The 25,265-nt window shown below is 40.1% G+C and carries 29 protein-coding genes and 5 tRNA genes; 28 read left to right on the top strand and 6 right to left on the bottom strand.

Annotated features, from left to right (window positions below):
- Window positions 1-6: 6 nt before the first annotated feature.
- The 5 genes from NML69_RS09325 to NML69_RS09305 all read left to right on the top strand — a co-directional run bounded on the left by NML69_RS09325 (window position 7) and on the right by NML69_RS09305 (window position 434).
- Window positions 7-87 (top strand) — tRNA-Tyr (locus NML69_RS09325).
- Between the two features lie 11 nt (window positions 88-98).
- A tRNA-Trp gene (locus NML69_RS09320) sits at window positions 99-169 on the top strand.
- A 14-nt stretch (window positions 170-183) separates the two neighbouring features.
- Window positions 184-256, top strand: a tRNA-His gene (locus tag NML69_RS09315).
- A gap of 13 nt (window positions 257-269) precedes the next feature.
- Window positions 270-341 (top strand) — tRNA-Gln (locus NML69_RS09310).
- A gap of 9 nt (window positions 342-350) precedes the next feature.
- Window positions 351-434 (top strand) — tRNA-Leu (locus tag NML69_RS09305).
- 74 nt (window positions 435-508) lie between these two features.
- Here NML69_RS09305 and NML69_RS09300 read toward each other — a convergent pair.
- The 5 genes from NML69_RS09300 to NML69_RS09280 form a co-directional block, all read right to left on the bottom strand.
- Window positions 509-1,642, bottom strand: a complete 1,134-nt coding sequence (locus NML69_RS09300; RefSeq protein ID WP_254726548.1) for a site-specific integrase — start codon at window positions 1,640-1,642, stop codon at window positions 509-511.
- 3 nt (window positions 1,643-1,645) lie between these two features.
- On the bottom strand, window positions 1,646-1,840 hold the full coding sequence (locus NML69_RS09295; protein WP_254726546.1) for a DUF3173 domain-containing protein: 195 nt from the start codon (window positions 1,838-1,840) through the stop codon (window positions 1,646-1,648).
- Between the two features lie 59 nt (window positions 1,841-1,899).
- Window positions 1,900-2,286, bottom strand: coding sequence for a hypothetical protein (locus tag NML69_RS09290; RefSeq protein WP_003009646.1), 387 nt, complete (start codon window positions 2,284-2,286; stop codon window positions 1,900-1,902).
- 2 nt (window positions 2,287-2,288) lie between these two features.
- Window positions 2,289-3,329, bottom strand: a complete 1,041-nt coding sequence (locus NML69_RS09285; RefSeq protein WP_254726544.1) for a replication initiation factor domain-containing protein — start codon at window positions 3,327-3,329, stop codon at window positions 2,289-2,291.
- Between the two features lie 215 nt (window positions 3,330-3,544).
- A complete protein-coding gene (locus NML69_RS09280; RefSeq protein WP_254726542.1) occupies window positions 3,545-4,018 on the bottom strand; it encodes a hypothetical protein in 474 nt (157 codons plus the stop codon).
- 311 nt (window positions 4,019-4,329) lie between these two features.
- Here NML69_RS09280 and NML69_RS09275 point away from each other — a divergent pair, with 311 nt between their 5' ends.
- From NML69_RS09275 to NML69_RS09230, 10 genes are all read left to right on the top strand, one after another.
- Complete coding sequence (locus NML69_RS09275) at window positions 4,330-4,782, top strand: helix-turn-helix domain-containing protein (RefSeq protein WP_061853398.1); 453 nt, start codon at window positions 4,330-4,332, stop codon at window positions 4,780-4,782.
- Between the two features lie 289 nt (window positions 4,783-5,071).
- Window positions 5,072-5,707, top strand: coding sequence for a DJ-1/PfpI family protein (locus NML69_RS09270; RefSeq protein ID WP_032913075.1), 636 nt, complete (start codon window positions 5,072-5,074; stop codon window positions 5,705-5,707).
- Between the two features lies 1 nt (window position 5,708).
- On the top strand, window positions 5,709-6,233 hold the full coding sequence (locus NML69_RS09265; protein WP_061853397.1) for a DUF1697 domain-containing protein: 525 nt from the start codon (window positions 5,709-5,711) through the stop codon (window positions 6,231-6,233).
- A 565-nt stretch (window positions 6,234-6,798) separates the two neighbouring features.
- Complete coding sequence (locus NML69_RS09260; RefSeq protein WP_254726540.1) at window positions 6,799-8,076, top strand: gamma-glutamylcysteine synthetase; 1,278 nt, start codon at window positions 6,799-6,801, stop codon at window positions 8,074-8,076.
- A 75-nt stretch (window positions 8,077-8,151) separates the two neighbouring features.
- Window positions 8,152-9,636 (top strand): threonine synthase, encoded by a 1,485-nt coding sequence (gene thrC / locus NML69_RS09255; protein ID WP_254726538.1) that lies wholly within the window; start codon window positions 8,152-8,154, stop codon window positions 9,634-9,636.
- A gap of 60 nt (window positions 9,637-9,696) precedes the next feature.
- Window positions 9,697-10,977, top strand: a complete 1,281-nt coding sequence (locus NML69_RS09250; RefSeq protein WP_254726536.1) for an MATE family efflux transporter — start codon at window positions 9,697-9,699, stop codon at window positions 10,975-10,977.
- Between the two features lie 3 nt (window positions 10,978-10,980).
- Window positions 10,981-11,598: an HAD family hydrolase gene (locus NML69_RS09245; protein ID WP_254726534.1), complete on the top strand. Its 618-nt coding sequence runs from the start codon at window positions 10,981-10,983 to the stop codon at window positions 11,596-11,598.
- A 168-nt stretch (window positions 11,599-11,766) separates the two neighbouring features.
- Window positions 11,767-12,948, top strand: coding sequence for a LysM domain-containing protein (locus NML69_RS09240; protein WP_254726532.1), 1,182 nt, complete (start codon window positions 11,767-11,769; stop codon window positions 12,946-12,948).
- A gap of 195 nt (window positions 12,949-13,143) precedes the next feature.
- Window positions 13,144-13,569 (top strand): MarR family winged helix-turn-helix transcriptional regulator, encoded by a 426-nt coding sequence (locus tag NML69_RS09235; RefSeq protein WP_254726529.1) that lies wholly within the window; start codon window positions 13,144-13,146, stop codon window positions 13,567-13,569.
- 10 nt (window positions 13,570-13,579) lie between these two features.
- Window positions 13,580-13,942 carry a DUF1304 domain-containing protein gene (locus NML69_RS09230; RefSeq protein WP_254726527.1) on the top strand — a complete coding sequence of 121 codons (363 nt, stop codon included), beginning with the start codon at window positions 13,580-13,582 and terminating at the stop codon, window positions 13,940-13,942.
- Between the two features lie 40 nt (window positions 13,943-13,982).
- Here NML69_RS09230 and NML69_RS09225 read toward each other — a convergent pair whose 3' ends face one another.
- Window positions 13,983-14,840, bottom strand: coding sequence for a DUF975 family protein (locus tag NML69_RS09225; RefSeq protein WP_254726525.1), 858 nt, complete (start codon window positions 14,838-14,840; stop codon window positions 13,983-13,985).
- A 116-nt stretch (window positions 14,841-14,956) separates the two neighbouring features.
- Between NML69_RS09225 and tgt the strand changes: the two genes are divergently transcribed.
- The 13 genes from tgt to NML69_RS09160 all read left to right on the top strand — a co-directional run bounded on the left by tgt (window position 14,957) and on the right by NML69_RS09160 (window position 25,262).
- Entirely contained in the window at window positions 14,957-16,099 is a 1,143-nt protein-coding gene (tgt, locus tag NML69_RS09220; RefSeq protein WP_125418773.1) for a tRNA guanosine(34) transglycosylase Tgt, read from the top strand.
- 133 nt (window positions 16,100-16,232) lie between these two features.
- Window positions 16,233-18,050: an acyltransferase family protein gene (locus tag NML69_RS09215; protein WP_254726524.1), complete on the top strand. Its 1,818-nt coding sequence runs from the start codon at window positions 16,233-16,235 to the stop codon at window positions 18,048-18,050.
- A gap of 140 nt (window positions 18,051-18,190) precedes the next feature.
- Window positions 18,191-19,342, top strand: coding sequence for an N-acetylglucosamine-6-phosphate deacetylase (gene nagA / locus NML69_RS09210; protein ID WP_001134442.1), 1,152 nt, complete (start codon window positions 18,191-18,193; stop codon window positions 19,340-19,342).
- Between the two features lie 150 nt (window positions 19,343-19,492).
- A complete protein-coding gene (locus tag NML69_RS09205) occupies window positions 19,493-19,858 on the top strand; it encodes a DUF1033 family protein (protein ID WP_007522851.1) in 366 nt (121 codons plus the stop codon).
- 61 nt (window positions 19,859-19,919) lie between these two features.
- A complete protein-coding gene (comGA, locus tag NML69_RS09200; protein WP_254726522.1) occupies window positions 19,920-20,861 on the top strand; it encodes a competence type IV pilus ATPase ComGA in 942 nt (313 codons plus the stop codon).
- The gene (gene comGB, locus NML69_RS09195) at window positions 20,809-21,825 is read left to right on the top strand and encodes a competence type IV pilus assembly protein ComGB (RefSeq protein ID WP_198460227.1); all 1,017 of its coding nucleotides are present in this window, start codon (window positions 20,809-20,811) and stop codon (window positions 21,823-21,825) included. The genes comGA and comGB overlap by 53 nt, the downstream gene beginning before the upstream one ends.
- A 1-nt stretch (window position 21,826) precedes the next feature.
- Window positions 21,827-22,150, top strand: a complete 324-nt coding sequence (comGC, locus tag NML69_RS09190; RefSeq protein ID WP_000735798.1) for a competence type IV pilus major pilin ComGC — start codon at window positions 21,827-21,829, stop codon at window positions 22,148-22,150.
- Entirely contained in the window at window positions 22,113-22,547 is a 435-nt protein-coding gene (comGD, locus tag NML69_RS09185; protein WP_198460193.1) for a competence type IV pilus minor pilin ComGD, read from the top strand. Before comGC ends, comGD begins: the two co-directional genes overlap by 38 nt.
- Window positions 22,510-22,812, top strand: a complete 303-nt coding sequence (comGE, locus tag NML69_RS09180) for a competence type IV pilus minor pilin ComGE (protein WP_000413374.1) — start codon at window positions 22,510-22,512, stop codon at window positions 22,810-22,812. Before comGD ends, comGE begins: the two co-directional genes overlap by 38 nt.
- A complete protein-coding gene (gene comGF, locus NML69_RS09175; protein WP_000250706.1) occupies window positions 22,775-23,236 on the top strand; it encodes a competence type IV pilus minor pilin ComGF in 462 nt (153 codons plus the stop codon). The genes comGE and comGF overlap by 38 nt, the downstream gene beginning before the upstream one ends.
- Complete coding sequence (gene comGG, locus NML69_RS09170) at window positions 23,214-23,627, top strand: competence type IV pilus minor pilin ComGG (protein WP_000265643.1); 414 nt, start codon at window positions 23,214-23,216, stop codon at window positions 23,625-23,627. Before comGF ends, comGG begins: the two co-directional genes overlap by 23 nt.
- Before the next feature lie 32 nt (window positions 23,628-23,659).
- Entirely contained in the window at window positions 23,660-24,250 is a 591-nt protein-coding gene (locus NML69_RS09165) for a class I SAM-dependent methyltransferase (protein ID WP_198460192.1), read from the top strand.
- Between the two features lie 58 nt (window positions 24,251-24,308).
- Window positions 24,309-25,262, top strand: coding sequence for a class I SAM-dependent methyltransferase (locus NML69_RS09160; protein ID WP_198460191.1), 954 nt, complete (start codon window positions 24,309-24,311; stop codon window positions 25,260-25,262).
- The last annotated feature ends 3 nt before the right edge of the window (window positions 25,263-25,265 follow it).

The following is a 25,265-nucleotide window of genomic DNA, read 5'->3' as shown; positions in this document are numbered from 1 at the left end:
TAACTTGGAAGGGTAGCGAAGAGGCTAAACGCGGCGGACTGTAAATCCGCTCCTTCGGGTTCGGGGGTTCGAATCCCTCCCCTTCCATTACTTTAGTTACGGGCATAGTTTAAAGGTAGAACTAAGGTCTCCAAAACCTTCAGTGTGGGTTCAATTCCTACTGCCCGTGTTAATATGATTATGGCGGGTGTGGTGAAGTGGTTAACACACCAGATTGTGGCTCTGGCATGCGTGGGTTCGATCCCCATCACTCGCCTATTTTATATTATTGGGGTATAGCCAAGCGGTAAGGCAAGGGACTTTGACTCCCTCATGCGTTGGTTCGAATCCAGCTACCCCAGTTACTATTTGCCGGCGTGGCGGAATTGGCAGACGCGCTGGACTCAAAATCCAGTGTCCGCAAGGACGTGCCGGTTCGACCCCGGCCGCCGGTATAGTAATAAAGACAAGGTTTTCGGACCTTGTCTTTTTTTCTTTGTTGTGTGTCGAGTTACCAATTTTTTCCATTTTAAAATAAATCATCAAGTTTATTAGCCAATGTTTTCTGTTTGCTAGGGTACAAATGAGAATAAGTATCAATTGTTGTTGTAATAGATGCGTGTCCTAATCTTTCTTTGACAACAAGATAATCTTCTCCTTGATTTATAAGTAATGATGCATGAGAGTGTCTCAAATCATGAATTCTTATTTTCTTTAAATCTTTATCCCTTTCTAGTATTTGCTTAAACTTCTTATCAATCATATTTTTTGTAATTGTTATTGGTGTACTCTGTATTATTTGTAGTTCTTCAGTATTTTTCGTAAATTCCTCAAGTTTTTCTTTTTGTTTTACTTTCCAGTCTTTTAGCATTTCTGCTAATTTCTGATTTATTGTTATATTTCTAGTTCCTGATCGTGTTTTTGTTGTATTAATGTAGCTTGTATTATTGACAAAGTATACCGTTTTGGTAACGTAAATCGTATTTGTTAAAAGATTTATATCATTCCAGTTTAATGCGAGTATTTCTCCCATTCTCATTCCAGTAAAGAAAGCAATTACGAAAAACAGGTCATAGCTTATTTCATCATCTCGAATAAGTTCTCTAAATTTCGTGAACTCTTCTATACTCCAAAATTTGATATTAGGCTTCCTAATTGGTAATTTTCTAAGATTCTCAACAGGATTTTTATCAATGAGGGATTTTCTTATACCAGTATCAAAAATTTTTTTAAGTAAAATTAGAACCTTATTAATTGTATTATAGCTTAAAACTTCATTTTCATTTTGTTTTTTAGGTTTTGTTTTTAGGTATTCACGAAATTCGAATATATGGTCATACGTTAATTTATTTAAATTTGTATTTTTAAAATATGGCTTAATATGACGCTCATAATTGTTTCTTTGTGTACTTGTGTAGCTTACTTTTCTGCCATTTTTCAAATCATCTTCTTCAAGTAAGTCGAATAACATATCCGTTGTTACTACAAAGTCAAATTGTTTTTCTTTTAATTCTACAACTCTAATATGTTGTTCAAGTTCTAGGGCTTCTTTTTTAGATTTTAATCCTTTACGAATAATATGTATTCTTTTTTGTGTGACTGGGTGGAAACCGTTAGAAACATCAACAGTCCATTTACCACTTTTAGCTTTACGAATAGTCATTCATTATGCTTCTTTCTGGAGTTCAATTCCTAGTAGTTCTTCAGCGACACTGGCTGGAATTGTACCAATCCGTTTGTTATCGTAGATATTAAAACCACGATTCACTAATAGTAATTTGCCAGTATGGATAATCTTTCTTGCAGTTCCTGGAGCAAATCCAAGTTCGATAAGGTCATCTTTTGTTGCAGTTTTAATCATGTGATCTCCTTTTCTGATTAGATTAAGTAAGGGGAGGATTAGCTCCCCTTGTCTAATACTTATTTTTGTTTTACATCTACTAAATGGATAGAATCCGCTTTGTAATACATCGTTGAACTAATCATAGTGGCTTGTAAATTGTCAAATGTAACTGGTACCTCGTCCATTGCTTGGATATAGTCATTATCGACTAAAGCTTCTGGATTATCTACTGAGACTTGGGTTGATTTCTTTTTGAATTGTCCATCCTTGATCGTTACATTGTATTTCCAACCAATGATTTTATCGGTATTAAAACGTCTTTCGCTACCATCTCGGTTTTTGATAATTTCTCCGTTTGCATCTGCTCGGACTTCCGTTTCAAATTTTGGAATAACTTCATCCAATTCAAATTTTGTTCCAATGTTATTAAAATTCCAGTCATTTTGTGAAAGCATTTTTGCCATAGTTAATTTCTCCTTTTGATATTTTCTTTGATTGTAGGGATTAAATCCTCTCTTTTAAAGAGAATTGCCCGTTCTATTAATCCACTTGCTAAATCTGGTGGATATTCCATATTGTTGAGTGCGAGATAGTTAGACTTCTCATACTCATGCAGTAAGTTATTGTCGTATAGAAATTTATACGCTTTTAGAATAGCTCCAGAACCTTTATAGGTAAACCATTCTAATTTTTGTTCTAGTTCTGTTTTTGGTTTTGGAATAATGATAGAGACAGGTTTTGAGTGACCTAAAAACTTTTCCCAAGATCTCAAAGGTTTTGAGAATTGACTATCACTATAGAACCTCACTTTTTCTTTGAGATATCCCTTGGTAAAGTTGAGAAGATCTATTTCTGAATGCAACCATTCTTGAATGAAGTAGTGAGCTTTTTCTTTCCTAAGTTCTAACTCCGTTCTTATCCAATTTTCTATATACCGCTTGCTGATACCGAGCTTCTCAGCTCGTTCTAAGCGTTTATCGTAAATTCTAAGTCTTTCATCATCATTGGGTTTTCTCAAATATAAGGTCTGACCGATTGCTTCATCTCCGTAGGTATTGTAGTAGGTGCTTTTTCCATATATAAAGCGTTTCTTCTGACAAATCTTTAGAAGCTGATTAGGAGTGAAATAGGGTGTTTCATTAAAATCATCTATTGCAATATCAATTCGTCTTACTGAAAACTGATTGTAATTGTAGTAGAGGTTGTTCAGAAACTGTCTTTCGGACAGACTATTTGGATCTAATACCATATCTCTAAAGAACTCGAGTGCCTGTCCTGACATGACAAGCATGTAGGACGACTCTTTCGCTCCATAGTAGATACGGATATTCCCATGATGAAGCTGGCTATCATAGTTATAGTATTTAAGGCTCCCTTTATTCTCAATAAATAGGTCATAGTCAAGAAATAGAATGTCTTCAATTATTTCTCTTGGCGAAAATTCAGTCTTATCAAACTGAATTTGAATCCAGTCAAATACAGAACGTAAATGTTCATTTTTTGCCATAGATTTTGATTCAACTTTTTGCCTAATTTTGCCACCCTTAAAATCTCCGAAACCCTTGGAAATACTGAATTCTTTCGATGGTACACCTAACTTGCAGAGGGTGGTGTTACTTGCAGAGGGTGGTGTTACTACACACCCTATCGGTCAAAAATGGTCCGTCCGCATCTACGCTCATTTTCGGCTTTCTGCCTCCTGGCTCAGCCGAAAACTCGCTATTAGCCGAACCTATTTTTTGACCTCTTGTTAACAAACCCTAGTAAGTCGGTTTGCATCGACTCTTCAATATCTTGGATTTTCTTTTTTAGACTGGCATTCTCATTTTTTATCAGTCGTATTTCTCGCTTAAATTCCTGTTTTAACGCACTCAGTTCATCGTAGAGCTCATCTATTACTTGGTTTAGGGATTCTTGCTCATTGTCTGCTAGGCTCCCAAATACGGCTTGTATAGCCTCTTTTAGACCTATTTCAAGTTTTAGGTTAGCTAACTTTTGAAATTGTCTAAGGTCTTCGTCTGTAAAGTCATAGGCAACTGTATAACTTAATTGGCGAGTTCTTGGATTTCTACTGATAGGAATTTTAATTTTTTTAAATTCCTTGCCACTTATCTCTTTAATCAGTTGAATCCAATTTTTAAGAGTAGAGGTAGAGTTTAGGCCAGAAATTTGATTGACTAACTCTTTATTGGTCATCTTTTTGTGAAACCTCCGAAATTTTCTTGTGCAACTGAGGACTTTTCTGTGGTATAATTGTTACATAATATGTTTTGATCTTGGAACGAATGGCACATTTGTTTCAAGATTTTTTTATTTTGTCGAATCTTACCTCCTTTATTAAATCGAACTATTAGTTACATACGCTTTTACCTCCTTTTATGATATAATATTCTCAATGGAATATTTAATTTCAAAATAAATATTCCTTATGGAATAATTCTATTTTATACCGTTTAGAATATTTTGTCAAGCTAAAATATACAGAATCGAATATTAAAGAGGATACAATGTTTAGTAATAATTCTTTTGGAGATCGTCTTAAGGAACTGAGAAAGAGTAAGAAGTTAACACAGGTACAAGTTTCTGAGATGATTGATGTACAACAAGGTACTTATTCTCGTTGGGAAAACGGAACTTTAGAGCCTAATTTAGAAGCGGTTGTCAAATTAGCAAAATTATTTGATACCACGACCGACTATTTATTAGGAAAAACGACTTACAGTACTCTAGATGTTGTCCCGCATCCAATCACTAAAATTGATTTGAAAAAATTAAAAGAGTTTAATAAAACAGATCTAAATGATCTGAAGTTTGCTATTGTCATGCATGGGATAAAAAATCATTTCACTGCATTTGACTATATGGACGAGCTAGTCTCTAAATATAATTTAGATGAAGAGGAGCAAGAAATATTGCATACCCTTTTTAAAGAGGTTTATGATTATTTTAATGCAGATTGATGATTTGTTTTTAGTTTCTAAATTCATTCTAGATGTTGGTACTATTTGTCATTATCCTTCACTCTGCTTTTAAACGGGAGCATAGTGGTATTGAGGACAAGTGGTTGAAACGTTGCATAAGTTGATAACATAAATACAAACCTACGGTGAGCCACCGTAGGTTGTTTAATGTCTAAAAATCGCTATTTTACTGATGAAGTAAAAAATATTGGTATTACAGCGAAACATAAAATATGATACAATAAAAACAATTAATAGTTCGATCATTTATCAAAGAGGAGTAAGAATGATGAAAAATATTTATATGTATATTCAAGATACTATGGCTGATTTCGAACACGGCTATTTAATGCAGGCGCTAAGCTTACAGTCAATGTTAGGAGAAGCTAAAGTAAAATTAGTAACAGTTTCTAAAGGGAAAAAGTCTATAAAAACTGCTGGAGGCATGACAATTGTTCCAGATGTTAATCTATATGATTTAGATACTGCAAATGCAGCTGCGCTAGTGCTTATTGGAGGTGATACTTGGTTGGATAATGAGCAAGATGATGTTTTAGAAGTAGCCTCTAAACTATTGCAAGAAAATATTTTAGTTGGAGCTATTTGTGGCGCTACTTTGGGATTAGCTGAAAAAGGAATTTTAGATAATCGATATCATACAAGTAATGCTTCATTCTTTTTAACCCAGATGAGCCAACATTATCGAGGGCAGGATTATTATAAAGATGAGATTGCAGTTCAAGATGGAAAGCTTATTACCGCTAGCTCAGCCGGATCTTTATCATGGACTAAGCTCATTGTCGAGGAGTTAGGCCTATATTCAAAATCTACAGTAGAAGCATGGTTTAATTATTTTTCAACGGGGGATGCTCATTATTATTTTGAAATGATGAACTCTTTAGAAAAAGATGCACAAGGACATTAGTATGAAAAAGATTATTCTCCTTCGCGGAGTAACACCAACAGGTACCAATAGAATTCCCAAAATGTCTTATTTAGTAGAAATCCTAACAGAAGTTGGTTTTTTAAATGTTCAAACATATATTCAGAGTGGGAATATACTGTTAGAATCAGAGTTATCTGACGAAGAAATCAGAAAGTTAGTTCATGATACGATTTTGGATAAAATTGGAGCTGATTTATCAATAATTATCAAAGAAATTAATCAATTAGAGATTGCTATTCAAGAAAACCCATTTGATAATACTTATGATAGTTCTCGTATTCATCTAGTTTTTACTAACGAAGAGATTCCCGAAAGTACTCTAACAGAACTTAGTAGAGAGAATTTTGGAGATGAAGAGTTCTATGGTGGTCACGAGTGCTGTTACCTATATTTACCACGTGATGCTCGAAAAAAACGTTTAAACACAAATTATCTTGAAAAGAAATTTGGAATTCGGATGACTATGAGGAAGTTGAGTGTGGTAGAACGACTTACGAAATTATAATCTTTAAACAAGATAACTACATAACGTTCCATATCCTCCTTGTTAGGGGAAAGAAGCTTCTTTTTGTTTGATTTCCTAGATATAGTTCTATTTAGTTTCTATATTTTTAGTATTCTAAAAGAGATAAAGGAATTAAAGTAAATAAAAGGTAAGTAAATAGATAGACGTAATCTAATTTGAATTATCTTTATCTGGGGCATGAGTCCGTGTCTTTAACGGGGTTACCAAAAAGTTACAAAAATTTGAAAAATGAGTCTATTTTGCAAGATTCAAAAGGCTTAAAACCCTATTAAATCAAGGCTGTAAGATTTAAATAATGTAGTTATGGAACTCAAAATCCAGTGTCCGCAAGGACGTGCCGGTTCGACCCCGGCCGCCGGTATAGTAATAAAGACAAGGTCTTCGGACCTTGTTTTTTGTTTTGGTGAAGATTTTGATATTTTTCTTTAATTACAGATAACTGATGAATGATCTTTTTCTTCTTATTCTAGTCATTTTTAGTGTATTTTTGGTATAATATTACTTATTCACAATTTATTTTAATTATGAAAGAGTTTGGTGATTAATGTCTCGGTCTGTTGAATTACTAAAGAAACGTTACTTAAAGAATATAAAAGAGAACCCAGATTTATTTATTGGGATTGAGTTAGAATATCCTATTGTAAATTTAGAGGGTAAAGCTACAGATGGTGAAGTTGTTAAGGACCTCTTTCGGTATTTACCATCAGTACTGGGTTTTTCTATCGAAAAAGTGGATGATTTTGGGAATCCAATTCAGTTGTTTGATCCAGTCAGCCAAGATACGATCTTGTTTGAGGTTGCTTATACGACAATTGAGTTTGCATTCGGAAAGGCCGAATCTATCCAAGAGGTAGAAGAACGCTTTAACTTCTATATGGCTACGATTCAGAATAAGTTGGGTGAAGCTAACCATGCTATTGTTGATTGCGGCATTCATCCCAACTGGGATAAAAATGAGAATTGTCCAGTGGCTTATACCCGCTATCAGATGTTGATGGATTATTTGAATTTGAGTAGAAATGTTACTAAATCAGATTTACATCATTTTCCTGAGTATGGAGCCTTTATCTGTGGGAGTCAGGTTCAACTAGACGTTTCAAGGTCTAACTACCTGCGTGTTATTAATGCTTTTACACAAATTGAAGCAGCTAAAGCCTATTTGTTTGCAAATTCTGAGTTTTCAGGGGCAGATTGGGATACCAAAATTTCGAGAGATATTTTTTGGGAAGAATCCATGCATGGTATCTATCCAGAGAATGTAGGTGTCAATGCTAGACTCTTTAAAGATGAGAATGATTTTTTTGATTATCTAAATCATTCTGCAATTTTTACTGCAGAACGTGATGGACAGACCTATTATTTTTATCCTATTCAGGCTAGAGATTATTTGGCTACACCTGAAATCCAGGCATTTAGCCTTAATGGGGATGAGGTATTGATTCATCCTCAGGAGGAGGATTTTGAAACCCATCGTAGTTATCAGTACCAAGACTTAACGACTCGAGGAACAGTTGAGTTTCGTAGTGTGTGTACTCAGCCGCTCGATAGGACTTTTGCTTCAGCAGCTTTTCACTTGGGATTGTTGGTTCATTTAGACAAGCTTGAAACTTACTTGCGAACGGCTCCTTTTTTTACCACAGCTGGTCGTGATTATAAGCTTTTAAGACGACAGTTTTCTAAAAAACAACTCACAGATGAAGAAGAAGCTGCGGTTCTCGAGTTTTCTAAAGACTTACTCACCCTAGCTGAGGAGGGACTGGAGAAAAGAGATAAGCAAGAAATGGTTTATTTAGAGCCTTTGAAGAAAGAATTGGGATTATAATTTCTCTTATAAAGGGAGAATTTTCTGAAAAATCATGATATAATGGAAGGGACTATAGATAAAGGATAGAGATTCATGACATTAGTTTATCAATCAACGCGTGATGCCAATAATACAGTAACTGCCAGCCAAGCTATTTTGCAAGGTTTGGCGACGGATGGTGGTCTGTTTACACCACTTACTTATCCAAAAGTAGATTTGGATTTTGAAAAATTGAAAGATGCTTCTTACCAAGAAGTGGCTAAGTTAGTTTTGTCAGCCTTTTTAGATGATTTTACAGCTGAGGAGTTGGACTACTGTATCAACAATGCCTACGATAGCAAGTTTGATACTCCAGCTATTGCACCATTGGTGAAACTGGATGGGCAATACAACTTGGAATTGTTCCATGGTTCAACGATTGCCTTTAAGGATATGGCCTTGTCTATCTTGCCATACTTTATGACGACTGCTGCTAAAAAGCATGGTTTGGAGAACAAAATCGTCATTTTGACAGCGACATCTGGTGATACTGGTAAGGCTGCTATGGCGGGGTTTGCGGATGTGCCTGGTACTGAGATCATCGTCTTTTATCCAAAAGACGGTGTCAGCAAGGTGCAAGAGTTGCAAATGACTACTCAGACTGGCGACAATACGCATGTTATTGCTATTGATGGTAACTTTGACGATGCGCAAACAAATGTGAAGCACATGTTCAACGATGTGGAACTTCGTGAAAAATTGGCTGCCAATAAACTGCAATTTTCATCAGCTAACTCTATGAACATTGGTCGTTTGGTACCACAGATTGTTTATTATGTTTATGCCTACGCTCAGTTGGTCAAGTCTGGTGAGATTGTGACTGGTGAAAAGGTCAACTTCACAGTACCAACAGGAAACTTTGGAAATATCTTGGCTGCCTTTTATGCTAAACAAATCGGCCTGCCAGTTGGTAAATTAGTCTGTGCTTCAAATGACAATAATGTTTTAACTGACTTCTTTAAAACTCGTGTTTACGACAAGAAACGTGAGTTTAAGGTGACGACTAGCCCATCTATGGATATCTTAGTATCTTCAAACTTAGAGCGTTTAATTTTCCATCTTTTGGGGAATGATGCGGTTAAGACAGCTGAACTCATGAATGCCTTGAGTACACAAGGACAATATGAATTGACAGACTTTGATGCAGCGATTCTGGAACTCTTTGCAGCTGAATATGCGACTGAGGAAGAAACTGCGGCAGAAATTAAACGTGTTTATCAAACAGATGCCTACATCGAGGATCCACACACAGCTGTTGCCTCAGCAGTGTATAGAAAATATCAAGCGGCTACTGGTGATGTGACTAAGACAGTGATTGCTTCAACAGCTAGTCCTTACAAGTTCCCGGTGGTTGCAGTAGAAGCTGTAACAGGAAAAGCAGGCTTGACAGACTTTGAAGCCTTGGCTCAATTACATGACATTTCAGGAGTGGCAGTGCCACCAGCGGTTGATGGGCTTGAAGCAGCTCCAGTTCGTCATAAAACAACAGTGGCAGCTGCTGACATGCAAGCAGCGGTTGAGGCTTATCTAGGACTTTAAGACAGAGGGAGTAAACTCGGTTGGGAAACCAACTGAGTTTCTTTTCATCAGGAGGAGAGATTGTTTAAGAAAAATAAAGACATTCTTAATATTGCATTGCCAGCTATGGGTGAAAACTTTTTGCAGATGCTCATGGGAATGGTGGACAGTTACTTGGTCGCTCACTTGGGACTGGTAGCTATTTCGGGTGTTTCAGTGGCTGGCAATATTATCACCATTTACCAGGCGATTTTTATCGCTCTGGGAGCTGCTATTTCCAGTGTTATTTCAAAAAGTTTGGGGCAGAAAGATCAGTCCAAGTTGGCTTATCACGTGACAGAGGCTCTCAAGATAACCCTATTGCTGAGTGCACTTTTAGGCGCCTTATCGCTTTTTGCTGGGCAAGAGATGATAGGACTTTTGGGAACTGAGCAGGCTGTGGCCGAGAGTGGTGGGCTCTACCTATCTTTGGTGGGTGGATCGATTGTTCTCTTGGGCTTGATGACCAGTCTAGGTGCCTTGATTCGTGCAACGCATAATCCGCGTCTGCCTCTCTATGTTAGTCTTTTATCCAATGCCTTGAATATTCTTTTTTCAAGTCTAGCTATTTTTGTCCTTGATATGGGAATAGCGGGTGTTGCTTGGGGGACTATCTTATCTCGCTTAGTCGGTCTTGTGATTTTGTGGTCGCAATTAAAGTTGCCTTTTGAGAAACCGACTTTTGGTTTAGATAAGGAACTATTGACCTTGGTTTTGCCAGCGGCAGGAGAACGTCTCATGATGCGGGCTGGAGATGTAGTGATCATTGCCTTGGTCGTCTCTTTTGGGACGGAGGCAGTAGCGGGGAATGCAGTCGGAGAAGTCTTGACCCAGTTTAACTATATGCCTGCCTTTGGCGTCGCTACGGCGACGGTCATGCAGGTAGCTCGAGCAGTTGGAGAGGATAACTGGGAAAGAGTTGACGAGGTAAGCAAGCAAACCTTTTGGCTTTCTCTGCTTCTCATGTTGCCCTTAACTCTCAGTATCTATGCCTTGGGGACACCATTGACTCATCTCTATACGACGGACCCTATAGCAGTTGAAGCGAGCGTTTTGGTGGCACTGTTCTCTCTACTAGGAACTCCCATGGCGACAGGGACAGTCATCTATACTGCAGTGTGGCAGGGATTGGGAAATGCTCGCCTCCCCTTTTATGCGACAAGTATTGGGATGTGGTGTATCCGTATAGGGACAGCCTATCTGATGGGGATTGTTCTTGGTTGGGGCTTGCCTGGTATTTGGGCAGGGACTCTCTTGGATAATGGTTTCCGTTGGTTATTTCTACGTTACCGTTACCAGCGTTATATGAGCTTGAAAGGATAGGAGATGCAAAAAATAGCCTTTATTTGGGATTTAGACGGGACTTTATTGGACTCTTACGAAGCGATTTTGTCAGGGATTGAGGAGACCTTTGCTCAATTTTCTATTCCTTATGATAAGGAAAAAGTGAGAGAGTTTATCCTCAGGTACTCTGTGCAGGATTTGCTGGAGCAGGTGGTAGAAGAGAGAAACCTGGATGCGGAAGTGCTCAATCAGGTGCGCGCCCAAAGTCTGGCTGAGAAAAATGCTCAGGTAGTTTTGATGCCAGGTGCGCGTGAAGTGCTAGCTTGGGCAGACCAAGCAGGGATTCAGCAGTTTGTCTATACTCATAAGGGGGACAATGCTTTTGCCATTCTCAGAGACTTGGGGTTGGAATGCTATTTCACAGAGATTTTAACCAGTCAGAGTGGCTTTGCGCGCAAGCCTAATCCAGAAGCGGCGACCTATCTGCTAGACAAGTATGAGTTGGATTCTGAGAAGACCTATTATATAGGGGACCGGACTTTGGATGTGGAATTTGCCCAGAATAGTGGCCTTCAAAGCATCAACTTTTTAGAGTCTTCTTATGAAGGGAATCACAGGATTCAAGCACTGGCAGATATCCCTCATATTTTTGAGGATTAGGAGCGAGAAGATTGTGTCAGTTTTGTGACAGAAACCTAACAAACTATTTCAAGTAATCGAGTTTGTTACAAGGAATAGACAGTTCTGTTAAATAGGCCCGAGAGGGCTTTTTTTCTGCTTTTTTTGTGTTATGATAGACAGGTACTCATTTGAAAGGAATATGAACGAATGAAGAAAAGAATTATTTTAGCCTCAACAGTAGCCTTATCTCTTGCTCCCGCATTAGGAGCTAAAGCTCAAGAAATCTCTTGGACAGCACGTAGCGTTGAGCAAATTCAAAGTGATGTGACGAAAAACGAGAACAAAAACAGCTATACAGTTCAGTATGGTGATACCCTGAGTACGATTGCAGAAGCTTTGGGAGTAGATGTGACGGTTCTTGCTAATTTGAACAAAATCACCAATATGGACTTGATTTTCCCAGATACTGTCCTCACTACAACTGTCAATGAGGCAGAAGAAGTAACGGAAGTTGAAATCCAAACTCCTCAAACAGATACTAGTGAAGAAGTGACGACTGCGACAGCTGATTTGACGACGAATCAAGTAACAGTCGATGAACAAACAGTTCAAGTAGAAGACCTTTCTCAACCAATTGAGGATGCTCCAACTGTAACAGAGACTGAAAAACCAACAGAAGTAGCGCCAAATTCAGAAGTTTCTGAGACAGCGACAGTTGCTGAAGAGACACCATCTACAGAAACACCTGTAGCAGCAGAAACAACTGAAACAACTAGTCCAGTTGAAGAAGAAGCTCCTCAATCAGCGACTCCAGCTACTGAAGAAACGGCAGCAACAACTCCAGCAGAAGCACCAGTAGCAGCTGCTCCAGCAACTGAAACACCTACTGATACAACAGGAACAAGTGCAACAGAAGAAGCAGCATCAACAGCAACTTCTGACACTGCAACTTCGACTTATCAAGCAGAGCAAAGCCAAACTCCGTCAAGAACTTATTCAGCTCCAGCGGCTCCTGACTATGCAGGACTTGCTGTAGCTAAGTCTGAGAATGCTGGTCTTCAACCACAAACGGCGGCCTTTAAAGCAGAAGTAGCCAACTTGTTTGGAATTACATCTTTTAGTGGCTATCGTCCTGGTGACAGTGGGGACCATGGTAAAGGTTTGGCCATCGACTTTATGGTTCCAGTGAGTTCAGCACTCGGAGATCAAATTGCAGAATATGCAGTCAAAAATATGGCTAGCCGTGGTATCAACTACATCATCTGGAAACAACGTTTCTACGCTCCATACGATAGTAAATATGGACCTGCCTACACGTGGAATCCAATGCCAGACCGTGGTAGCGTAACCGAAAATCACTATGATCACGTTCACGTATCAATGAACTAATCATTAAAATGGAAGTTGGGAACTGATTAAGTTCCCGCTTCTTTTTTGTGTAATAGTTTTAGAATAAAAAGAACAAATATGAGGAAGTGAGTAGTATTTCAAGAGAATGTAAACATATTACTTGATTTATCTTTTGGCTTATATTATATTTGATAAGTCAATTATTGATAAATCAATATTAAGAGAGAAAGATTTATGGTAGCAATCCATGATTTACTGTACCAGCTCCATTTAACAGATCAGATGATCACTCAACTTTTTGAGAAACAATTGGGAATTAGTTTGACCCGCTATCAAATCTTGCAGTTTTTACTGCAGCAGTCACCCTGCAACCAGATTGCCGTTCAGGAGAAGTTGCAAATCGATCAGGCTGCCTTGACACGGCACTTTAAAATTTTGGAAAAGGAAGGTTTGGTTAATCGACGTCGGAATCCTGAAAACCAGAGGGAGGTTTTGGTGGAAGTGACAGACTTTGCGAGAGAACAACTCGTAACCAACTCTCCCAAACAACATATAAAGGTAAAGAGTCAGATGGAAAGTGTACTTACAAAAGGAGAGCGAGAAGAGTTCAGTCGTTTGTTAGAAAAGTTGATATCTGGCTTAGAAGAGATAGAAATTTAAGGAGAAGAATATGTCTATTTTTACAATTGTTTTAGCAACTATCGTTGCTTTGGAGCATTTTTACATTTTTTATTTGGAAAGTGTTGCAACGCAATCTGAAGTAAATAGTCGTGTATTTAACATGGATAAAGAAGAACTGGCTCGTCCGTCAGTGAGTTCATTGTTTAAAAATCAGGGGATTTATAATGCTTTGATAGGTGTCTTTCTCTTGTACGGGATTTATTTCTCACAAAGCTTAGAAATTGTGACCATCTTTGTTTTATTTGTGCTTGGTGCAGCGACCTACGGTTCTCTAACAGCAGACAAGAAGATTATTCTGAAGCAAGGCGGACCCGCTATTTTGACTTTACTGAGTATTTTGCTTTTGAAATAAGAAAACCAGCGTCTTTCAGGACGCTGGTTTTTGTATGCTCTTATCCATTTCGACGTTTACGGGCTAGTAGGGCTCTGTAAAAGAAGATATGATTGTTTTGGATATAGGGAAGGAGTGAAAAACTAGCAATTCCAAAGGTGAGCCAGTTGAGGAAGTACCAAGGGAGTAGTTGTAGGTCAAGGACAAAGCGCTGGAATTTGTAACCTTTCATCAAGAAACGGCTGGTTTTAAGGATTTGACGGGGTTTAGCCTGGCCTAAATCCAGAGTGTCGCAGAGGAGGAATTCTACCTGCGAGTAGGCATAATGTTGCGGGATATAGAGGGCATTTCCTACAATCATCAAGATGAGGCTCGCAAAAAAGTAGAGCCCAAAGGTCATAAGGAATTGCTCGTTTTCAACAGATGAGAGGTCTAGTTTTGGAAATTCAGGATGTAGGGCAACAAATCTTCTAGCCAAGAGATTGCTATAAAAGAGGAAATAAATGCCTACTAAGTTTGGAATGCTCCATAAAAAGAGGTAGAAACGTTTGAGGAGCAGAGTTAGGAAGGTTTGCGAGAAGCGCTCTTCAGCAAAGAGGGCCAGGCTTGATTTTACTGAGAGTTCCGTATCAGGATCCTTGAGGAGTCGGAGTGTCGCAAAAGCAGCACCTGCTAGAAAAATCGTGCTCATAAAAGAAACCACTAGCGGGAAGAGATAGGCTTGGAGAACTTGTGCCAGCATGCTGAAAAAGGATTGCTCTAAAACACTTTCTTGGAGACGAGTCAAGGGGTTGAGAAAGCCTGACAAGATGACCAGCATACTAGGTAAGAGATAGACGAGAAAGAGGCGGGGATTTTCAGCCTGAAATTGCCTCGTCTGCAGACGAATGGTTTTTAAATCAATTTTTGGGTATTTCATTCTCTCATTATACCATAGTTCGTGACAGTTCCTAGTTTTTTTGATAAAATCATACAGTATGCCTTTGGGCACAAAGTATGAACTGGGACTGTCTTTCCCAGCTTCGGAGGTAGAAAATGTCAGATTCACCAATCAAATACCGTTTGATTAAGAAAGAGAAACACACGGGAGCTCGTCTGGGAGAAATCATCACCCCTCATGGCACTTTCCCGACACCTATGTTTATGCCGGTTGGGACCCAAGCTACTGTAAAAACCCAGTCACCAGAAGAGTTGAAGGAGATGGGTTCGGGAATTATCCTGTCCAATACCTATCATCTCTGGCTTCGCCCTGGGGACGAACTCATCGCACGCGCAGGTGGTCTCCACAAATTTATGAACTGGGACCAACCAATCTTGACGGATAGTGGTGGTTTCCAGGTTTATTCCCTAGCAGATAGCCGTAATATCACAGAAGAAGGAGTAACCTTTAAAAACCATCTTAATGGTTCCAAGATGTTCCTATCGCCAGAAAAAGCCATCTCCATCCAGAATAATCTAGGCTCAGACATCATGATGTCCTTTGACGAATGTCCTCAGTTTTACCAACCTTACGACTACGTTAAGAAATCCATCGAGCGTACCAGTCGTTGGGCTGAGCGTGGTTTGAAGGCTCATCGTCGTCCGCATGACCAAGGCTTGTTTGGAATTGTGCAGGGAGCTGGATTTGAAGACCTTCGTCGCCAATCAGCGCATGATCTTGTCAGCATGGACTTTCCAGGCTACTCTATCGGTGGTTTGGCAGTAGGAGAAACCCACGAAGAAATGAATGCAGTCTTGGACTTCACAACTCAACTGCTACCTGAAAACAAACCTCGCTATTTGATGGGTGTCGGAGCGCCAGATAGCTTGATTGATGGAGTCATTCGTGGTGTAGATATGTTTGACTGTGTCTTGCCGACTCGTATCGCTCGTAACGGGACTTGTATGACCACCCAAGGTCGTTTGGTTGTCAAAAATGCCCAATTCGCTGAAGACTTTACGCCACTGGATCCTGAGTGTGATTGCTATACATGTAAGAACTACACACGAGCCTACCTTCGTCACTTGCTCAAGGCTGACGAAACCTTTGGTATCCGCTTGACTAGCTACCACAATCTTTACTTCTTGCTCAATCTGATGAAGCAAGTGCGTCAAGCCATCATGGATGACAATCTCTTGGAATTTCGTGAGTATTTTGTAGAAAAATATGGCTACAACAAGTCAGGGCGCAATTTCTAAAGTGTAAAAATAGAATGCCAAAATCCTAAGTTTTCTCTTAGGATTTTTCCTATTTTTTTGATAGAATAGGGAGTATAATGGAATGGAAATTAGGTGGTATTTTGCTTCCTAATTTAATGGAGAATAGACTCGTATGCGTATTAAATGGTTTTCCTTGATTAGGATTACAGGTTTACTTTTGGTGCTCTTGTACCACTTCTTTCAAACAATCTTTCCTGGAGGATTCTTTGGGGTAGATGTCTTTTTCACTTTTTCAGGATTTTTGATCACCTCCCTCCTTTTAGAGGAATTTGGGAAGGCACGCCAGATTGATTTACTTGGATTTTTTAAGAGACGATTTTATCGTATCGTACCACCTGTGGTGCTGATGGTTTTGGTGACCATGCCTTTTACTTTCTTGATTCGTCAAGACTATGTTGCTGGAATTGGTGGCCAAATAGCTGGAGTTCTCGGTTTTATGACCAACTTCTACGAAATGTTAACAGGGGGAAGTTATGAATCCCAGTTCATTCCGCATCTCTTTGTTCACAACTGGAGTCTAGCTGTTGAGGTTCACTACTATATCCTTTGGGGCTTAGCGGTTTGGTTCTTATCGAAACGTTCAAAATCTAGTAGTCAATTGAGAGGGATGGTCTTTCTCCTTTCTGCTGGAGCCTTTATCATTAGCTTTTTCTCCATGTTTATTGGTAGTCTAATGGCGAGTTCCTATTCATCTGTCTACTTCTCAAGTCTGACCCATGTCTATCCTTTCTTTTTAGGAAGCATTTTGGCGACAGTTGTGGGGGTTCGTCAGACGAGCGATTTAGTCAAGCAGTTTGACCGGATGTGGGATCTTCGTCAGAATCTCTTGGTGTTTGCCGCAGGGCTTTTGGTGCTAGTGCTCTTGACTTTCTTTGTCAAGTTCACCTACCTGTTTGCGTACTTATTTGGCTTCTTGCTAGCAAGTTTAGCGGCAGTGACCATGATTTTTGCTGCGCGTGTCTTGCATGAGAAAACGCCTGAGATACAAGAACCTCGGATAATTACATTTTTAGCGGATACCAGCTACGCGGTTTATCTCTTCCACTGGCCTTTTTATATTATCTTTTCTCAGTTGATGGGTAATCTGCCTGCTGTTATTCTGACGATCATCTTTTCTTATTTCTTTGCTATCCTATCCTTCTATATTATTGAGCCATTGATTGCCGGTAAATCCAATCCTTTAATACGGAAGATTAGTCGATTGCCCCATATTAAACCAATTAGTGCTGGTGCTGCTGTCATTCTTACCTTGATTAGCTTGATTATCATAGTTGTGGCTCCTCAAGTTGGAGCTTTTGAGACAGACTTGATGGTCAATGGTTTCAAACAAGCCCAGACCAATATAGGACAAACAAAGACTCTTGCTGAACAAGCTGAACTGAGTCGTTTAGGAATTTCTGAGGGAACAAGCCTAATAGGAGATTCGGTAGCCTTGCGTGCCAATACAGCCTTACAAGAGGCACTTCCTGAAGCAAATATCAATGCCCAGGTTAGTCGAACGACCAAGCAAGCCAATGATATTATGCTCAATAACAGTCAGAACAAGGCGCTGCTAAAAACAGTTGTCATTGCAACGGGAGTCAATAATCCTGAAGGCTATAAGAATGATTTGGATAGCATCGTGAACAATCTACCGAAAGGACACCATCTGATACTGGTGACACCTTATGAGGGAGACAAGAGCAAGGACACTTACACATCAGTGGAGCAGTATGCGGCTTATGCACGGGAATTAGCTGAAAAGAATCCTTACGTGAGCATAGCTGACTGGAATAAGGTTGCTAAGGAACATCCTGAAATCTGGGCTGGAACCGACCAAGTCCACTTTGGGAATGACAATAGCAAGCTCGAAGAAGGTGCTAAGCTATACGCAGAAACGATTGCAGCTGCTGTTAAGGCTGCTCAAGAACTGCCTGTAAAATCAAAATAAAATTAAAGAGTTGGAGAAATCCAGCTCTTTTAAAATATCCACGAAAAATAGGTCTATACCATTTACAAATGAAAAAGAAAGGTTTATAATGTAATTGACATAATAAATTCTAGAATCAATCTATCAAGGAGGTTATCATTATGCCTAATTATATTAAAGCGGATCAGTTTTTCTACCCACACGGAGTTCGTCGTGGCGGTTACTTGGAACTTGTGGATGGCAAGTTTGGCAAACATGTAGAACAGATTCCTGAAGGAGCTGAGGTGATTGACTATACCGGTTATAGCATTGCCCCAGGACTTGTGGATACCCACATTCATGGATTTGGCGGTGTGGATGTTATGGATAATAACATCGAAGGAACCCTTCATACCATGAGTGAAGGCTTGCTTAGCACGGGCGTTACCAGCTTCTTGCCAACGACGTTGACTTCCTCTTACGAGCAGTTGCTTGCGGTAACAGAAAATATCGGTGCTCGTTATCAGGAAGCAAGTGGAGCCAAGATTCGTGGGATCTATTTTGAAGGCCCTTATTTCACAGAGAAATACAAGGGGGCTCAAAACCCTGCCTATATGAAAGACCCCCGTATGGATGAGTTTCGTGCTTGGCAAAAAGCTGCCAATGGCCTGCTCAATAAAATTGCCCTTGCGCCAGAACGTGAAGGTGTAGAAGACTTTGTTCGTACAATTACGGGTGAAGGAGTGACTGTTGCTCTTGGACACTCCAATGCGACTTTTGATGAAGCTAAAAAAGCAGTAGATGCTGGAGCAAGTGTTTGGGTACATGCCTACAACGGAATGCGTGGGTTGACTCACCGTGAGCTCGGTATGGTGGGAGCCATGTATGAATTGCCTCATACTTACGCAGAATTGATTTGTGACGGTCACCACGTAGATCCAAAGGCCTGTGACATTTTGCTCAAACAAAAAGGAACTGAAAATATCGCCCTTATCACAGACTGTATGACAGCGGGTGGTTTGGAAGATGGAGACTACATGTTGGGAGAATTCCCAGTAGTTGTTGCTAATGGAACTGCTCGCCTCAAATCTACAGGCAATTTGGCAGGTTCTATCCTCAAACTCAAAGATGGTTTGAAGAATGTGGTCGAATGGGGAATTGCGAATCCGCATGAAGCAGTCATGATGGCCAGCCTCAACCCAGCAAAATCTGTTCACATCGATGATGTCTGTGGTCAAATCCGTGAAGGTTACGATGCCGACTTTATCGTACTAGATAAAGATTTGGAATTGGTAGCAACCTATCTAGATGGTGTGAAACGTTATCAAGCATAAGATGATAAAATAGGGGTCAATCAAGGACTCCTATTTTTATTATGCTCAAAAAAAGATTTTAATAAGTTTCTCTGCTATGGAACTTAAGCAAAATTCTTTCCTTGTTTTGAAAAATTGGTTATAATATACGATACAAAGGAAGTAGTAAGAATGTATCGTGTTATAGAAATGTATGGGGATTTTGAACCGTGGTGGTTCATAGAAGGTTGGGAAGAAGATGTCATCATGAGTCAATCTTTTGACAAGTATTATGATGCTCTAAAATATTATAAGTTATGCTGGTTTGAGCTGGAAAAGAAGAATCCTCTTTATAAAAGTCGGAGTGATTTGATGACTATTTTTTGGGATCCTGCTGACCAACGCTGGTGTGATGAGTGTGATGAGTATTTGCAGCAGTATCATTCTTTGGCACTTTTACAGGATGAGCAAGTCATCCCCGATGAAAAGCTACGTCCAGGCTACGAAAAACAAACAGGTCAAGAAAAGCATCGTTCTTGTCGCATGAAATGGAGATAAAAAGTAACTTTTTAAGTTGCTTTTTTTATTTTTTTGCGAATAGTTAGATAAGGAGGGCGGTATGGTACAAGAAATTGCACAGAAAATTATTGCGACTGCGAAAGAAAAGAAGGCTCAGGATATCTATTTTATCCCCAAGGAAAAGTCCTATGAACTTCACATGCGGGTTGGAGACGAACGGTGTCTAGTTGACTCCTATGAGTTTGATGTTTTAGCTGCTGTGATTAGTCATTTTAAGTTTGTGGCGGGTATGAACGTAGGAGAGAAGAGGCGCAGTCAGCTGGGCTCTTGCGACTATCAGCATGGGGAGAAGGTATCTTCTCTGCGTTTGTCTACCGTGGGAGATTATCGGGGGCATGAGAGTTTGGTCATTCGTTTGTTGCACGATGAGGAGCAGGACCTGCATTTCTGGTTTCAAGATATGAACGAACTGGGTGAGCAGTACAGGCAACGGGGGCTCTATCTCTTTGCAGGTCCAGTCGGAAGTGGCAAGACGACTCTGATGCACGAATTAGCTAAGTCTCTGTTTATGGGGCAACAGGTCATGTCCATTGAAGATCCTGTCGAAATCAAGCAGGAAGACATGCTCCAGTTGCAGTTGAATGATGCGATTGGCTTGACCTATGAAAATCTGATCAAACTGTCTCTCCGGCATCGTCCGGACCTCTTGATTATTGGTGAAATTCGAGATAGTGAGACGGCGCGTGCGGTTGTCAGAGCCAGTTTGACAGGGGCGACGGTCTTTTCAACCATTCATGCCAAGAGTATCCGAGGTGTTTATGAACGCCTTCTGGAGTTGGGTGTGACGGAGGAGGAATTAGCAGTTGTTCTGCAAGGAGTCTGCTACCAGAGATTAATCGGGGGAGGAGGAATCGTTGACTTTGCAAACAAAGACTATCAGGAACACCAGCCAACCAGCTGGAATGCGCAGATTGACCAGCTTCTTAAAGATGGACATATCACAAGTCTTCAGGCTGAAACGGAAAAAATTAGCTACAGCTAAGCAGAAGAAAATCATCACCCTGTTTAACAACCTCTTTTCCAGTGGCTTTCATTTGGTGGAAATTATTTCTTTTTTGGGCAGAAGTGCCCTGCTGGAAAAGGACTATGTGGCCCAGATGCACCAAGGCTTGGCTCAGGGGAAATCCTTTTCAGAGATGATGGACAGCTTGGGTTTTTCAAGTGCTATTGTGACCCAATTATCTCTAGCTGAAGTTCATGGAAATCTCCACCTGAGTTTGGCAAAGATAGAAGAATATCTGGAAAATCTGGCCAAGGTCAAGAAGAAGTTAATCGAAGTGGCGACCTATCCTTTGATTTTGCTGGGATTTCTCCTGCTAATTATGTTGGGGCTCAGGAATTATTTGCTCCCCCAACTGGACAGTAGCAATATCGCCACCCAAATCATTAGCAATCTGCCACAAATTTTTCTAGGACTAGTGCTGGTTTGCGCTCTATCTTTACTTTTAGCCCTCACTTTCTACAAAAGAAGTTCCAAGATGCGGGTCTTCTCAATGTTAGCACGGATTCCCTTTCTAGGAATTTTTGTCCAGACCTATCTAACAGCCTATTACGCGCGTGAATGGGGCAATATGATTTCGCAGGGGATGGAGTTGACGCAGATTTTTCAAATCATGCAGGAACAAGGCTCTCAGCTCTTTAAAGAAATCGGTCAAGATTTGGCTCAAGCCCTGCAAAGTGGCCGCGAATTTTCTCAAACCATAGCGACTTATCCTTTCTTTAAAAAGGAGTTGAGTCTCATCATCGAGTATGGGGAAGTCAAGTCCAAGCTGGGGAGTGAGTTGGAAATCTATGCTGAGAAGACTTGGGAAGCCTTTTTTACCCGAGTCAATCGTACCATGAATCTGGTACAGCCACTGGTTTTTATCTTTGTGGCCCTGATTATCGTTTTACTTTATGCGGCAATGCTTATGCCCATGTATCAAAATATGGAGGTAAATTTTTAAAATGAAAAAACTCATGACAAATTTAAAAAAAGCCAAGGTTAAAGCTTTCACTTTGGTAGAAATGTTAGTGGTTTTGCTTATCATCAGTGTTCTTCTCTTGCTCTTTGTGCCCAATTTGACCAAGCAAAAGGATGCCGTAGATGACAAAGGAAAAGCTGCTGTTGTCAAGGTCGTGGAAAGCCAGGCAGAACTTTATCGTTTAGATAAAAATGATGACGCCAGCCTCAGCAAATTACAAGCGGACGGTCGTATCACAGCTGAGCAAGCCAAAGCTTATAAAGACTACCATGCAAAACAAAAAACAAGTCAAACTGTTGCAGATTAAGGCCTTTACTATGCTGGAGAGTCTCTTGGTTTTGGGACTTGTGAGTATCATTGCCTTGGGCTTGTCCGGTTCTGTCCAGTCCACTTTTGCAGAGGTAGAGGAGCAGATTTTCTTTATGGAGTTTGAAGAACTCTATAGGGAAACCCAAAAACGCAGTGTAGGCAGTCAGGAAAAATTTAGCTTGAACTTAGATGGGCAGACGATCAGTAACGGCAATCAAAACTTAACTGTTCCTAAAGGAATTCAGGCCCCATCAGGACAAAGCATTATATTTGACCGAGCTGGGGGCAATTCGTCCCTGGCTAAGGTTGAATTTCATACAAGTAAAGGAGCGATTCGCTATCAATTATATCTAGGAAATGGAAAAATTAAACGCATTAAGGAAACAAAAAATTAAGGCAGTGATTTTACTGGAAGCGGTGGTTGCTCTAGCCGTTTTTGCCAGCATTGCAACCCTCCTTTTAGGACAAATTCAGAAAAATAGACAAGAAGAGGCAGAAATCTTGCAAAAGGAAGAAGTCTTGCGTGTGGCGAAGATGGCTCTGCAAACAGGGCAAAATCAAGTAAACATAAACGGAGTTGAGATTCAGGTATTTGCTAGTGAAAAGGGATTGGAGGTCTACCATGGTTCAGAGAAGTTGCTCGACCTTAAAGAGCCATAAGGTCAAAGCTTTTACCCTGTTAGAATCCCTGATTGCCCTTATCGTCATTAGCGGGGGCTTGCTCCTCTTTCAGGCTATGAGTCAGCTCCTCATTTCAGAAGTTCGTTACCAGCAGCAAAGCGAGCAAAAGGAGTGGCTCTTGTTTGTGGATCAACTGGAGGCAGAGTTAGAGCGTTCACAGTTTGACAAGGTAGAAGGCAATCGCCTCTACATGAAACAGGATGGTAAGGATGTCTCTATAGGAAAGTCTAAATCGGATGATTTTCGAAAAACGGATACTAGCGGACGGGGCTACCAACCCATGGTTTATGGACTCGAATCAGCACAGATTATAGAGGAAAATCAATTGGTTCGCTTTCGCTTCCAATTTCAAAAGGGCTTAGAAAGGGAGTTCATCTATCGTGTGGAAAAAGCAAAAAGTTAAGGCAGGCGTTCTCTTATATGCGGTTACCATGGCAGCCATTTTTAGCCTTTTGTTGCAGTTTTATTTGAATCGGCAAGTAGCCCATCACAAAGACTTTGCCCTAAACAAAGAAAAGTTGGCAGCTTTTGCCATGGCCAAGCGAAGTAAAGATAAGGCTGAGCAAGAAAGTGGGGAACGAGTCTTCAACTTAGGAAAAGTCAGGTATCAAAATACGAAAACAGGTTTTGCAACAAGTGTTCGTATGAATAAGGGCAACTATGAATTTCTTTTTCCTCCGATGAAAATCAAGGAAAAGAAAACAGATCAAAAGGAAGAGGTAGCGACTGATTCAAGCAATCAATCAGGGAAGAAAAAATCAGAAGAAAAGCCTGAAAAGAAAGACAATTCCTAGTCAATTCAACTACTTTGTGCTAAACTAAAAGCATGAAACAGGATTTTAATCACAAAGCAGAAACCTTTGATTCGCCCCAAAATATCTTTCTTGCAAACTTGGTTTGTCAAGCAGTTGAAAAACAGATTGATCTTTTATCAGACAAAGAAATTCTGGATTTCGGTGGAGGGACGGGTCTATTAGCCTTGCCCCTGGCCAAGCAGGCCAAGTCAGTTACCCTTGTAGATATTTCGGAGAAAATGCTGGAGAAAGCGCGTTTGAAAGCAGGGCAACAAGACATCAAGAATATCCAGTTTTTGGAGCAGGATTTACTAGTAAATCCCTTGGAGCAGCAATTTGACCTGATTGTTGTCAGTCGGGTTCTTCATCATATGCCTGATTTAGATGCGACTCTTGCCATGTTTCACCATCATCTTAGGGAGAATGGACAAGTGCTTATTGCTGATTTTGTCAAGACAGATACCAACCATCATGGTTTTGATTTAGCTGAACTGGAAACCAAGCTTGCTCAGATTGGTTTTTCGAGCATTGACAGTCAGATCCTCTATAGTGCTGAAGGTCTTTTCCTAGGAAATTACGCAGAGCTCTTTTTAACTGTAGCCCAAAAATCACTCGCTGACTAAAGCAGTGATTTTTTCTCTTCAGATGGAAAAAAGGAGGGAAATTTGATAAGATAGGAATATGGATTTTGAAAAAATAGAACAAGCTTATACGTATTTACTAGAGAATGTCCAAGCCATTCAAAGTGATTTGGCGACCAACTTTTATGATGCCTTGGTAGAGCAAAATAGTATCTACCTAGATGGCGAGACCGAACTAGAGCAGGTCAAGGAGAACAATCAAGCCCTTAAACGCTTAGCACTTCGCAAAGAAGAATGGCTCAAGACCTATCAGTTTCTCTTGATGAAGGCAGGACAAACGGAGCCTTTACAGGCCAATCACCAGTTTACACCAGATGCCATTTCCCTCCTATTGGTACTCATTGTGGAAGAGTTGTTTGAACAAGAGGAAATTAGCATCCTCGAAATAGGTTCTGGTATGGGGATTTTGGGGGCTACTTTCTTGACTTCTCTCGCTAAAAAAGTAGATTACTTGGGAATCGAAGTGGATGACTTGCTGATTGATTTGGCAGCCAGTATGGCAGATGTGATTGGTTTGCAGGCTGGCTTTGTCCAAGGAGACGCCGTTCGTCCGCAAATGCTTAAAGAAAGCGACGTGGTCATCAGCGACTTGCCTGTAGGCTATTACCCAGACGATGCCATCGCTTCACGCTATCAAGTGGCTTCTAGTCAAGAGCATACCTATGCCCACCATTTACTGATGGAACAAGGCCTCAAGTACCTTAAGTCAGATGGCTATGCTATTTTTCTAGCTCCGAGTGATTTATTGACTAGCCCTCAAAGTGACTTATTAAAAGGGTGGCTCAAAGACGAAGTGAGTCTGGCTGCTATCATCGCTCTGCCAGAGGATATTTTCTCAACTGCAAGCCAAGCTAAAAGTATTTTTGTCTTACAGAAGAAAAGAGACAAGGAAATAGAACCCTTTGTCTACCCTCTTACTAGCTTGCAAGATCCGTCAGTTTTGTTGACCTTTAAAGAAAATTTTCAAAATTGGAGCAAAGGTACTGAAATATAAAAG

Source organism: Streptococcus sp. CF8-6 (assembly GCF_024295845.1).
GTDB classification, from domain to species: domain Bacteria; phylum Bacillota; class Bacilli; order Lactobacillales; family Streptococcaceae; genus Streptococcus; species Streptococcus oralis_BO.
This window is presented reverse-complemented; position numbering and strand designations above follow the sequence as displayed.